The 11,735-nt window shown below is 67.7% G+C and carries 12 protein-coding genes; 9 read left to right on the forward strand and 3 right to left on the reverse strand.

Annotated elements, in window-relative coordinates:
• From kdpB to ACFTS5_RS00435, 3 genes are all read right to left on the reverse strand, one after another.
• Positions 1-2,136 (reverse strand): potassium-transporting ATPase subunit KdpB, encoded by a 2,136-nt coding sequence (kdpB, locus tag ACFTS5_RS00425; protein WP_378626339.1) that lies wholly within the window; start codon positions 2,134-2,136, stop codon positions 1-3.
• A gap of 1 nt (position 2,137) precedes the next feature.
• Entirely contained in the window at positions 2,138-3,808 is a 1,671-nt protein-coding gene (gene kdpA, locus ACFTS5_RS00430; RefSeq protein WP_378626340.1) for a potassium-transporting ATPase subunit KdpA, read from the reverse strand.
• 83 nt (positions 3,809-3,891) lie between these two features.
• The gene (locus ACFTS5_RS00435) at positions 3,892-3,975 is read right to left on the reverse strand and encodes a potassium-transporting ATPase (RefSeq protein WP_067449012.1); all 84 of its coding nucleotides are present in this window, start codon (positions 3,973-3,975) and stop codon (positions 3,892-3,894) included.
• A 273-nt stretch (positions 3,976-4,248) separates the two neighbouring features.
• Here ACFTS5_RS00435 and ACFTS5_RS00440 point away from each other — a divergent pair, with 273 nt between their 5' ends.
• The 9 genes from ACFTS5_RS00440 to ACFTS5_RS00480 all read left to right on the forward strand — a co-directional run bounded on the left by ACFTS5_RS00440 (position 4,249) and on the right by ACFTS5_RS00480 (position 11,588).
• Complete coding sequence (locus tag ACFTS5_RS00440; protein WP_378626342.1) at positions 4,249-4,413, forward strand: hypothetical protein; 165 nt, start codon at positions 4,249-4,251, stop codon at positions 4,411-4,413.
• A complete protein-coding gene (locus ACFTS5_RS00445) occupies positions 4,410-6,932 on the forward strand; it encodes an ATP-binding protein (RefSeq protein WP_378626343.1) in 2,523 nt (840 codons plus the stop codon). Before ACFTS5_RS00440 ends, ACFTS5_RS00445 begins: the two co-directional genes overlap by 4 nt.
• Before the next feature lie 121 nt (positions 6,933-7,053).
• Positions 7,054-7,725 (forward strand): response regulator, encoded by a 672-nt coding sequence (locus tag ACFTS5_RS00450; protein WP_378628245.1) that lies wholly within the window; start codon positions 7,054-7,056, stop codon positions 7,723-7,725.
• 90 nt (positions 7,726-7,815) lie between these two features.
• Positions 7,816-8,259 (forward strand): OsmC family protein, encoded by a 444-nt coding sequence (locus tag ACFTS5_RS00455; protein ID WP_378626344.1) that lies wholly within the window; start codon positions 7,816-7,818, stop codon positions 8,257-8,259.
• Positions 8,256-8,591: an acylphosphatase gene (locus ACFTS5_RS00460; RefSeq protein ID WP_378626346.1), complete on the forward strand. Its 336-nt coding sequence runs from the start codon at positions 8,256-8,258 to the stop codon at positions 8,589-8,591. The genes ACFTS5_RS00455 and ACFTS5_RS00460 overlap by 4 nt, the downstream gene beginning before the upstream one ends.
• 238 nt (positions 8,592-8,829) lie before the next feature.
• The gene (locus tag ACFTS5_RS00465; RefSeq protein ID WP_378626347.1) at positions 8,830-9,369 is read left to right on the forward strand and encodes a hypothetical protein; all 540 of its coding nucleotides are present in this window, start codon (positions 8,830-8,832) and stop codon (positions 9,367-9,369) included.
• Entirely contained in the window at positions 9,370-10,533 is a 1,164-nt protein-coding gene (locus tag ACFTS5_RS00470) for a glutathionylspermidine synthase family protein (RefSeq protein ID WP_378626348.1), read from the forward strand.
• Positions 10,534-10,568: 35 nt separating this feature from the next.
• Positions 10,569-11,024, forward strand: coding sequence for a DUF350 domain-containing protein (locus ACFTS5_RS00475; protein ID WP_378626349.1), 456 nt, complete (start codon positions 10,569-10,571; stop codon positions 11,022-11,024).
• Positions 11,025-11,111: 87 nt separating this feature from the next.
• Positions 11,112-11,588 carry a DUF1707 domain-containing protein gene (locus ACFTS5_RS00480; protein ID WP_378626350.1) on the forward strand — a complete coding sequence of 159 codons (477 nt, stop codon included), beginning with the start codon at positions 11,112-11,114 and terminating at the stop codon, positions 11,586-11,588.
• Positions 11,589-11,735 lie beyond the last annotated feature (147 nt).

Consider the following 11,735-nt stretch of genomic DNA (forward strand, 5'->3'; position numbering starts at 1 on the left):
TCAGGCCATCCCGGGGAGAAGTTGGACGAGCAGGTCGATGAGCTTGATCCCGGCGAACGGCGCGATGATGCCGCCGAGGCCGTAGATCGTCAGGTTGCGGCTCAACAGCGCCGAGGCATTGCTCGCCCGGTAGTTGACACCGCGCAGCGCCAGCGGGATGAGCGCCACGATGATGATCGCGTTGAAGATGACCGCGGACAGGATCGCCGACTGGGGGCTGGCCAGGCGCATGATGTTGAGCGCGTCCAGACCGGGGAACAGCGCCACGAACAGCGCGGGAATGATCGCGAAGTACTTGGCGATGTCGTTGGCGATGGAGAACGTGGTGAGCGCGCCACGGGTGATCAGCAACTGCTTGCCGATCTCCACGATCTCGATCAACTTGGTCGGATCCGAGTCCAGATCGACCATGTTGCCCGCCTCTTTGGCGGCCGAGGTGCCGGTGTTCATGGCCACACCCACGTCGGCCTGGGCGAGCGCGGGGGCATCGTTGGTGCCGTCGCCGGTCATCGCGACCAGGCGGCCGCCGTCCTGTTCGGACTTGATCAGGGCGAGCTTGTCCTCCGGCGTGGCTTCGGCGAGGAAGTCGTCCACGCCCGCCTCGTCGGCGATCGCCTTGGCGGTCAACGGGTTGTCGCCGGTGATCATCACGGTGCGGATGCCCATGCGGCGCATCTCGTCGAAGCGTTCCCGCATGCCGTGTTTGACCACGTCTTTGAGGTGGATCACCCCGAGCAGCCGCGGTGTTCCGTCGCGGAGCTCACCGACCATCAGCGGGGTGCCCCCGGAGGCGGAGACGCCGTCGACGATCGCGGCTGCCTCGCTCGGAATCGAACCACCCTGGGCGCGAACCCAGTCGGAGACAGCGCCGGCCGCGCCCTTGCGCAGCTGGTGCCCGTCGGCGAGGTCGACACCGGACATGCGGGTCTGTGCGGTGAACTCGATCCACGTCGCGCCCGGCAGTTCTCCCGCGCTGCGTTCGCGCTTGTTGAACACCTCCTTGGCGAACACGACGATCGAGCGGCCCTCCGGTGTTTCGTCGGCGAGGCTCGACAGTTGTGCCGCGTCGGCCAGTTCGTCGTCGAGAACGCCGGGCACCGGGATGAATTCGGCGGCTTGCCGGTTGCCGAGGGTGATGGTGCCGGTCTTGTCGAGCAGCAGGGTGTTCACATCGCCCGCCGCTTCGACCGCGCGACCGGACATGGCCAGCACATTGCGTTGCACGAGGCGGTCCATGCCCGCGATGCCGATGGCCGAGAGCAGCGCGCCGATGGTGGTCGGGATGAGGCAGACGAGCAGCGAGACCATCACGATGCCGGTGATCCCGTGCGCGTCCAGCGCCGACGTGTCCGGCACGCCGGGGTTGTTCGACTTGGCGAAGATCGCCAAGGGTTGCAGGGTCGCCACCGCGAATACGAAGATGATCGTGAGCGCGGCCAGCAGGATGTTGAGCGCGATCTCGTTGGGCGTCTTCTGCCTGCTCGCGCCTTCGACGAGCGCGATCATCTTGTCGATGAAGCTGGCGCCCGGCTCCTGGGTGATCTCGACGACGATCCGGTCCGAGAGCACCGTGGTGCCGCCGGTGACCGCGCAGCGATCGCCGCCGGATTCGCGGATGACCGGTGCGGATTCACCCGTGATGGCCGATTCGTCCACGGACGCGATGCCTTCGACGACGTCACCGTCGCCGGGGACGACCTGACCGGCCTCCACGACCACGAAGTCACCGCGCCGCAGTTCCGTGGCGGCGACGCGCTCTTCGATGATCCGGCCGCCGGGTGTCCAGTCCGCCAGACGACGAGCGACGGTGTCGGTCTTGGCTTTTCGCAGCGTGTCGGCCTGCGCTTTGCCGCGCCCTTCGGCGACGGCCTCGGCCAGATTGGCGAACACGACGGTGAGCCACAGCCAGACGACGATGGCCCAGGCGAAGAAGGTCGGGTCGCCGATCGCCAGGATCGTCGACCACACCGCGCCGATCTCCACGATCAGCATGACCGGGTTCTTCCACAGGGTGCGTGGGTCGAGCTTGCGGACCGCGTCGGGCAGTGAGGTGAGCAGCAGCTTCGGGTCGAGGACGCCCTTGCGCACGCCCTTGGTCCGCGGCGTGACCGTGGGTTGGAGTGTGGGAGTTGTCATGTCAGTGGATTCCTTCGGCGAGCGGCCCGAGCGCGAGAGCGGGCAGGAAGGTGAGCGCGACCAGGATCACCGTGACGCCGACGACCATGCCGACGAACTGCGGCCGGTGCGTCGGCAGCGTGCCGATCGACGCGGGAGTGGTGCCCTGGCGTGCCAGCGATCCGGCCAACGCCAGCACGAAGATGATCGGCAGGAACCGCCCGAACACCATCGCCAGACCGAGCGCGGTGTTGAACCACTCGGTATTGCCGGTGAGGCCGGCGAAGGCCGAACCATTGTTGTTGGCCGCGGAGGTGAAGGCGTACAGCACTTCCGAGAGTCCGTGCGGGCCGCTGTTGAGCATGCTCGCCCGCTGCCCCGGCAGTGCCATCGCGACGGACGTGCCGATCAGCACGATCAGCGGGCTCACCAGGAAATAGGAAGCGGCCAGCTTGATTTCGCGCGGAGTGATCTTCTTGCCGAGGTACTCGGGCGTGCGACCGACCATCAGACCGGCCACGAACACCGTGATCACCGCCAGGATCAGCATGCCGTACAGACCGGAGCCGACACCGCCGGGCGCCACCTCGCCCAGCTGCATGTTGAACATCGTCATCATGCCGCCGAGGCTGGTGTAGGAATCGTGGAACGAGTTCACCGCGCCGGTCGAGGTGAGGGTGGTCGCGCCGGCGAAGGTGGCCGAATCGGCCACGCCGAACCGGGTTTCCACGCCCTCCATCGACGCGCCGATCGCGGTCGGCACCGTGCCGTGGGCCCGCAGCTGGAAGAAGTTGGTCAGCGTGATGCTGGTCAGGGCGATCGTTCCCATCACCGCCACGATCGCGTAGCCCTGCTTGGTGCTGCCGACCATCCGCCCGAACGTGCGCGGCAACGAGAACGCGATCAGCAGGAGCAGGAAGATCTCCAGGAAGTTCGTCCACGTGCTCGCGTTCTCGAACGGGTGCGCGGAGTTGGCGTTGTAGAAGCCGCCACCGTTGGTGCCCAGCTCCTTGATGACCTCCTGGCTCGCGACCGGACCACCGGTCAGGGTCTGCTGCGCGCCGCCGACGGTCTGGGCGACCTGATCGTGCAGGTGGAAGTTCTGGATGACGCCACCGGCGACCAGCACGATCGCGAAGACGAACGCGATCGGCAGCAGGATGCGCAGGGTGCCGCGCACCAGGTCGACCCAGAAATTGCCCAGCTCACCGGTGTGGCGGCGGGCGAAACCGCGCACCAGGGCCACCGCCACCGCCATGCCCACGGCCGCGGAGACGAAATTCTGCACCGCCAGACCGGCCATCTGCACCAGGTGTCCCTGGGTGGACTCGCCGGAGTAGTTCTGCCAGTTGGTGTTGGTGACGAAGCTGACCGCGGTGTTCCACGCCAGCGCCGGGGTCATCTCGGTGCCCGGGTCGTTCAGGTGCAGCGGCAGCGCGCCTTGGACCAGCTGGAAGAAGAACAGGAACAGGATGCCCACGGCGGAGAACGCCAGCACACTGCGCGCGTAGATCGGCCAGGTCTGCTCGACCTCGGGCTTCGCGCCGATGGCACGGTAGATCAGCCGTTCGACGCGAGAGTGCTTGCCGGCGTTGTACACCCGGAACATGTAGTCGCCGAGCGGCACGTGCACCAGGGCCAACGTGATCACCAGGGCCGCCACGAAGGCGATGCCCGCGGTTGTCGTGTTCACCTAGAACCTCTCGGGGAAGAGCAACGCCGCGACCATGAAGACGGCGACGATAACGGCCAGGACCAGACCGACAAGGTTCGCGATCACAGCTTCTCCACCCCCCGCTGGATCAGGCCCAGCAGCGCGAAGATCGCCACGGTGAGCACCGTGAACACCACGACAGACATTTCCAACCTCCTCGACGCCCCGAGGTGAAGCGCCGAGGTGAGTGAAACGCCGATTTCGGGCTCGGCGCGGTTTCCTTACGACTCCTTAGCGCCCTGCGGCGCCGCCTTTGCGGAATGTTGACGCACGCGGCCGTGCGGATGCCGTCAAAGCGGGGCCGATAGCCGTCAACACTCCGTAAAGATCGAGATCAGGCGAATTCCGGCGCGGTAGACAGTGATGTACCGGCAGGCGAAAGGCGCCGCCGGACCCAGTTCGCGGAAAGTGAGATCGCGGTGTCTGTTGTGACCCTTGCGGTGATCGGAGGTTTCGTCGGATCGCTGCTGTTGATCCGGGTGCTCGGTCGGCACAGCAGCGCGCACGCACCGATGGTGAGCGTCGGTGTGTTGCCGGTGCGACCGCCGGTTCCGGCGCGCAGGCACGCGATGATGGACCGGTGAAACGCGGACAACTGCGCATCTACCTCGGTGCGGCGCCGGGCGTGGGCAAGACCTACGCCATGCTCGGCGAAGCGCATCGGCGGTCCGAACGCGGCCGCGATGTGGTGGCGGCCGTCGTGGAGACGCACGGGCGCAAGAAGACCGCCGAACTGCTGGACGGCATCGAGCGCATTCCGCCCAAGACCGTTTCCTATCGAGGGACCGAGCTACCCGAACTCGATGTCGACGCGGTGCTCGCGCGCAAGCCCGCGGTGGTGCTGGTCGACGAGCTGGCGCACACGAACGCACCGGGCAGCGTGCACGAGAAGCGCTGGCAGGACGTGGAGCAACTCCTGGCCGCGGGTATCGACGTGATCTCCACGGTGAACGTGCAGCACCTCGAGAGCCTCAACGATGTGGTCCAGCAGATCACGGGCATCGAGCAGCGCGAGACGGTGCCCGACGCGGTGGTACGCGGCGCCGATCAGGTGGAACTGGTCGACCTGACACCGGAGGCGTTGCGGCGCAGGCTTTCCCACGGCAATGTCTACGCCGCCGACAAGGTCGACGCGGCGCTGCGCAACTATTTCCGCCCCGGCAATCTCACGGCGCTGCGCGAACTCGCGCTGCTGTGGCTGGCCGACCAGGTCGACGCGGCGCTGGCCAGATACCGGGCCGACCACAAGATCACCGAGTTGTGGGAGGCGCGCGAGCGCGTCGTCGTCGCGGTCACCGGTGGTCCCGAATCGGAGACGGTGGTGCGCCGGGCCGGGCGGATAGCGTCCAAGTCCAGTGCCGACCTGGTCGTCTTGCACGTGGTGCGCGGCGACGGGCTGGTCGGGGTGTCGACCGAGCGGATGACCAAGCTGCGCGATCTCGCCGCCGGTCTCGGCGCCTCGCTGCACACAGTGACCGGTGACGACGTGCCTTCCGCGCTGCTCGATTTCGCGCGTGAGGTCAACGCCACCCAGCTGGTGCTCGGCACCTCGCGACGCTCGCGCTGGGCGCGGATGCTCGACGAGGGCATCGGCTCCACCGTGGTGCAACGCTCGGGCAAGATCGATGTGCACATGGTGACCCACGAGGAGGCCGGCCGCGGGGTGCGCAGGCATTGGCTGCGTCCGCGGCGGCCGGTGAGCGCGTGGCTCGCGGCTGTGGTCGTGCCGGTCCTGGTGAGCGTGATCTGCGGGGTGTTCCTCGACGGGTGGTTGCAGCTGGGCGGGCTCAGCGCGATGTTCTTCGTCGGGGTGGTCGCGGTCGCGCTGTTCGGCGGTGTCGTCCCCGCCGGTTTGTCGGCGTTGCTGTCGGGGTTGCTGCTGAACTGGTACTTCACCGACCCGCGCTTCAGCTTCACCATCGCCGAGCCGGACAACTTCGTCACCGTGGTCGTGCTGCTCATCGTCGCGGTGGCCGTGGCGGCGCTGGTCGACGTCGCGGCCAAGCGAACACTGCAGGCGCGCAAGGCATCGCGGGAAGCGGAGCTGCTGACGATGTTCGCCGGATCCGTGCTGCACGGCGCCGACCTGCCCAACCTGCTCGAGCAGGTTCGCGAAACCTATGGCCAGCGCGCGGTGAGCGTGCGGTGCGGGGATCAGATCGTCGCCGCGGTCGGTACAGACCCACCGACGCGTCCGGCCGATGCCGAGACCCTCATCGAAGCCGGAGACGCGCAGAGCCATTTGCTGCTGGCCGGGCGGGCGATCGACTCCACCGACCGGCCGGTGCTCAACGCCGTCGCCAACCAGGCGGTCGGGCTGGTGCGTCAGGCTCGGTTGGCCGAGGAAGCCAGTGCCGCGGCGGCGCTCCTGGAAGCCGACCGGCTGCGCCGCGCGCTGCTGTCGGCGGTCAGCCACGATCTGCGCACCCCGCTGGCCGGTGCGAAAGCGGCCGTGTCCAGCCTGCGCAGCGACGACATCGAATTCTCGGCCGAGGACACCGGCGAATTGCTGGAAGCGATCGAGGAGTCTGTCGACCAGCTGACCGCGCTGGTGGGTAATCTGCTCGACTCCTCGCGACTGGCGGTCGGCGTCGTGACGCCGCAGCTGCGACAGGTGTACATGGACGAGGCGGTGCATCGCGCGCTGGTCAGCGTCGGCATGGGCACCCGCGGCCTGCGCCGGGCGGCGATGGACCGGGTGAAGGTCGAGGTCGGTGAGGTGTCCGTGCTCGCCGACAGCGGCCTGCTCGAACGCGTGCTGGCCAACCTGATCGACAACGCCCTGCGGCATTCCGGTCGCGAATCGCCCGTGCGGGTCACCGCCGAACACGACGGCGAGCGAGTGTCGATCGCGGTCGTCGACATCGGCCCCGGCGTCCCGTCGGGCACCGAGGAGCAACTGTTCGAACCCTTCCAACGCCTCGGCGATCGCGACAACACCACCGGCGTCGGCCTCGGCCTGTCAGTCGTCCGCGGCTTCGTCGAAGCGATGAGCGGCACCGTGCACGCCGAGCCGACCCCAGGCGGTGGTCTGACGATGCTCGTCGACCTACCGTCCGGCACACCCGCAGCGGCGCCAGAAGTCGACTCCCGAGGAAAGTGAGCACATGGGTAACTCATCGGGGACGGGCGAACCAGTCGACGCGCAGGACGGTCGGCCGCCGACGCTGCGTGACGACGCGCGTGAGTCCGGCTCGAAGACGCGGGGAGGCGGCACAGTCAAGGTGCTGGTGGTCGATGACGAGCCGCAGATCGTGCGAGCTCTGCGCATCAACCTGTCCGTACGCGGCTACGAGGTGATCACCGCGGGCAACGGGGCCGCCGCCTTGCGCGCCGCCGCCGAGAAGCATCCCGACGTCGTCATTCTCGATCTGGGCCTGCCGGATCTGGACGGGATCGAGGTGCTGGCCGGACTGCGCGGGTGGACATCCGCGCCGGTGATCGTGCTGTCGGCGCGCACGGATTCCGCCGACAAGGTCGAGGCGCTCGACGCGGGCGCCGACGACTATGTCACCAAACCGTTCGGGATGGACGAACTGCTGGCTCGGCTGCGGGCGGCGGTTCGGCGTGGGGCCAGCGCGACCGACGCCGCCGAACCGGTGGTGGTCACCGACTCGTTCACCGTCGACCTCGTCGCCAAGAAGGTCACCAAGCAGGGTGCGCCGGTGCACCTGACGCCCACCGAGTGGGGCATGCTCGAGATGCTGGTGCGCAATCGCGGAAAGCTGGTGGGGCGCAAGGAATTACTGCGTGAGGTGTGGGGGCCTGCCTATGCGACCGAGACCCACTACCTGCGCGTCTACCTCGCGCAGTTGCGGCGCAAGCTCGAGGACGATCCGGCCAACCCGCGCCATCTGCTCACCGAGGCGGGGATGGGATACCGCTTCCAGGAATGAGCGTGCGCCCGGTCACGTGCCCGGAATGCCGGGAGTGGCGTGGACGTTCCCAGGCGTGGATCGTCCTCGAGCGAATGGCAGGATCAAGGCATGGCTGAGCAGACCGCACCCGTGAACAATGCCCCGACCGAACTGTGGGTCGAGCGCACCGGAACCCGCGCCTACACCGGGCGCAGCAACCGCGGCGCGGAGGTCTTGATCGCCTCCCAGGGTGTTCCCGGTGCCTTCACTCCCGGTGAGCTGCTCAAGATCGCCCTCGCCGGGTGCACCGGGCTCAGCTCCGACCTGCCGTTGTCGCGTCGTCTCGGCGACGAGTTCGACGCCACCATCCGCGTCTCCGGTGACGCCGACCGGGAGAACGAGCTCTACCCGCAGCTCGACGAGGTCCTCGAACTGGATCTGTCCGAACTCGACGAGGCCGCCCGCGAACGACTACTGGTCACCGTGCAGCGTGCCGTCGACAAGGTGTGCACCGTGGGTCGCACGCTCAAAGCGGGCACCAAGGTGACGTTGACGTTCAACATCGACGCATGAGCGAGGAGCCGGTTCGGCTGAGCGCGTGGGTGCACGGGTACGTGCAGGGCGTGGGATTCCGGTGGTGGACGCGGTCGCGCGCACTGGAACTCGGCCTGGTCGGCTACGCGCGCAACCATCGCGACGGTCGCGTCCACGTTGTCGCCGAAGGGCCACGAACGGCGGGCGAGAAATTGCTGGAACTGCTACGGTCCGGCGAAGCGCCCGATAGCTCTCGCGCCATCGGGCACGCGACACATGGTCTGTCCGGGCGTGCTCCTGGGCGGGTGGACCTGGTTGTGGAAAGCTGGGAGCCCGCGCGGGGCGACCTGACCGGATTCGAGGAGCGCTAGTGGTGACTTCGGGGGCTAGGGGGCGGCAGCGGTGAGCACACAGAACCCCGGACCGCCCGATCGACCGGAACAACCCTCGAACGGCGAGCCGGGCAGGTCCCCGTGGACGCCACCCGATCCCGGCGCGGGATGGTCCGCACCGGATGCGGGTTCGACCCCGTCCGAGCCCGGCGCAGGGGCGACGCCGCCTGCTTTCGGCACTGGCGGGCATCCCGTCGGCCAGCCGCAACCAGGCCGGATGTCGCGGCAGGAACCCGGCGTCACCCAGCCGCGTCCGCCGACGGTCGGCGAGGCGCGCGCCAGGGACAAGGCCCGCAGGCAAGCCGAAGAGGCCGAGCGGGCAGCAGCCGCGGCGGCCGAGGAGAAGCGGCGCAACCGTAAACGCGTGATGATCGGCGGTGTCGCCATCGTGGGCGTCGCCGCGCTCGTCGGCGGCGGTTACCTCGCCTACCGGGCGATCACCGCACCCGACCAGGTGACGGCCTCGTGCGTGCAGATCGACGAGAACGGGCAGGAAGTCGTTGTCCCCGACGACAAGTGCGGCGACGGCAAGACCAATTTCCGCAGTGACAGCTCCAGCGGCGGCCACGGCGGCGGACTGCTGATTCTGGGCTGGCCGCAGTATCGCTACCACTACGGCGGCACACCGACGATCGGTAAGCCACCCACGGGCGGCACCTCGGTGAAGCCGCGCAATGCCCAGATCACGACCAAGAGCGGCACCACGGTGCAGCGCGGCGGACTCGGCAGCAAGTCGACCGGCGGGAGTGGGTCGTAGATGCGGCGCAACAAGAGCACACCACGCCGGGACTGGCAGCAGATCATCGAGAAGCAGGGACTCGTCTACGGCGCGCCGGGGCGCGATGCCAGCGGTCAGCCGCGCCCGTACTGGGACGAGTCGGTGCACTACGAGTTCTCGATGGACGAGATCCTCGCGCTGGAAGCCGACGTGGAACTGCTGCAAACGATGTGTCTGCACGCCGTCGAGCACGTGGTACTCACCGAGCGCTTCGCCGATTTCGGTCTGCCGGAATGGACGTGGGGCCCGATCGCCGAATCATGGCGTCGCAGTGACCCTTACGTGTACGGCCGCTTCGACCTGCGCTACGATGCGCGCCGCCCGGCCAAACTGCTGGAATACAACGCCGATACCCCCACCTCGCTGCTCGAGGCCGCGATCATCCAGTGGCACTGGTTGCAGCAGGTGTATCCCGGTGGCGACCAATGGAATTCGCTGCACGAGAAGCTGGTTGAGCGCTGGACCGAACTGCGCGGCGTGCTGCCCGGTACCGAACTGCACTTCACCTGGTCGGGCGCCGACGCGACCGGCGAGGACAACGTCACCACCGCCTACATGCAGGAGACGGCGGCCGAAGCCGGTTTCGACACGGTCGCGCTGCCGATCGAGGAAGTCGGTTTCGATACCGAGCTGAACCGGTTCGTCGATCTGGCCGAGGCGCCGATCGAGGCGATCTTCAAGCTGTATCCGTGGGAGTGGATCCTCGACGACGACTTCGGCAAGCGCGTGGTCGGCAGCCTGCCCGCGACCGCGTGGATCGAACCGCTGTGGACCACGTTGCTGAGCAACAAGGCGATCCTGGCGATCCTGTGGGAGATGTATCCCGGCCACCCCAACCTGTTGCCCGCTTACCTCGACAACCCGCACGAGCTCACCGAATACATTCGCAAACCCAAGCTCGGCCGCGAGGGCGCGAACATGACCATCGTCGGCCCCGGTATGGAGACCGCGACCGGCGGCGTCTACGGCGCCGAGGGTTTCGTCTACCAATTGCTCGACCCGCTACCGGAATTCGACGGGATGCGTCCGGTGCTCGGCGCCTGGGTCGTGGGTGACACCGCGGCGGGGCTCGGCATTCGGGAGACCGCCGGCCTGATCACCGATGACGGCGCCGCGTTCGTGCCGCACCGCATCGTCGACTGACACCTGACCTCACAACATTGTTCGAAAGGACCACGATGACCGCCCTCGCCCTGGAATCGGGTTATTGGAGTGCGCTCGGTGAAGGCGTCGGCGCCATCATCCTGTACTGCCTGATCGGCCTCGTCCTCATGCTGATCGGCTTCTTCGCCATCGACCTGACCACGCCCGGCAAGCTGCGCGACCTGGTGGTGGCGGGTAAGCCGAACGCGATCATCGTCTCGGCGGCCGGGATGATCAGCATGGCGTTCATCGTCGTGTTCGCGGTGCTGGCCACCGGCGGCAGCGGCAAGCTGTCGGAAGGGCTGATCGCGGCCATCGTGTACGGCCTGGTCGGCATCATCGCGCAGGTGATCTCGGTCCGGGTGATCGAGAAGGTCACCGGCATCGACATCGGCCGCACGCTGCACGCCGAGACCTACACCCCCGAGGTTCTCGTCGTCGCCGCCGCGCACTTCGCGCTGGGTCTCGTGGTGGCCTTCGCCATTCTCTGAGCGAGGGTGAGCGGTTGACATCGCACTGTGGAGGGTGGACGCTGGAAACCAGCACTCCACCGTGGATGTGACCGAGAGGACGTCGGCATGGATATCACCCCGGGTACGCGCGCGTCCGATGCCGAACGCAACGCGATCGTCGCCCAGCTGGGCACGCATCTGGCCGACGGCAGGCTCGACCTGGGCGAATACGATCTGCGCGTGGCCAAGGTCTACGCGACCACCACGCGCGACGAACTCGCCGTCGTCCTGTCCGACCTGCCCGCGCTGACGAAACAGCAGCAAGCGGACGCACCGGTCGAACGCGCGCCCGGGACGCGCTTCCCGATCTGGCAGCGCATCGAGGCGGGCAGCTGGCTCGGCGTCAGCGTGATCGTGCTGGTCATCTGGGGTCTGATCTCGCTCACCGCGGGCGAGCTCACCTACTTCTGGCCGATGTGGGTGATCGGCCCGTGGGGCGCGGTCCTGGTCTTCCGCGTGATCACCGGCTGGGAAGCGAGCCCTGGTACCGCAACCCATATCCGTCAGCTGCAGAAGCAGATGAAGCACATCAACCCGCACTGACCGCAAACCTGCCGCTACGTCCGCTAGGCTTTCGCGAGCACATGGGTAACTCGTCGGGAACCGGCTGCCCGAGTCACCCCCATCACCGCTGGCCGCGTGCGATGCCTGCACGCACCTAGGTCTGGCCTGAGTCGCGGAGAGGCGGAC

Source organism: Nocardia sp. NPDC056952 (assembly GCF_042674185.1).
Lineage (GTDB): Bacteria > Actinomycetota > Actinomycetes > Mycobacteriales > Mycobacteriaceae > Nocardia.

Bases quoted from the DNA above. Each gene is read 5' to 3' on its own strand.
- ACFTS5_RS00455 (WP_378626344.1), top strand. From the start codon at position 7,816: ATGGCTGAGCAGACCGCACCCGTGAACAATGCCCCGACCGAACTGTGG.
- ACFTS5_RS00460 (WP_378626346.1), top strand. From the start codon at position 8,256: ATGAGCGAGGAGCCGGTTCGGCTGAGCGCGTGGGTGCACGGGTACGTG.
- ACFTS5_RS00465 (WP_378626347.1), top strand. From the start codon at position 8,830: ATGTCGCGGCAGGAACCCGGCGTCACCCAGCCGCGTCCGCCGACGGTC.
- ACFTS5_RS00480 (WP_378626350.1), top strand. From the start codon at position 11,112: ATGGATATCACCCCGGGTACGCGCGCGTCCGATGCCGAACGCAACGCG.
- ACFTS5_RS00435 (WP_067449012.1), bottom strand. From the start codon at position 3,975: ATGTCTGTCGTGGTGTTCACGGTGCTCACCGTGGCGATCTTCGCGCTG.
- kdpB (WP_378626339.1), bottom strand. From the start codon at position 2,136: ATGACAACTCCCACACTCCAACCCACGGTCACGCCGCGGACCAAGGGC.
- ACFTS5_RS00470 (WP_378626348.1), top strand. From the start codon at position 9,370: ATGCGGCGCAACAAGAGCACACCACGCCGGGACTGGCAGCAGATCATC.
- ACFTS5_RS00475 (WP_378626349.1), top strand. From the start codon at position 10,569: ATGACCGCCCTCGCCCTGGAATCGGGTTATTGGAGTGCGCTCGGTGAA.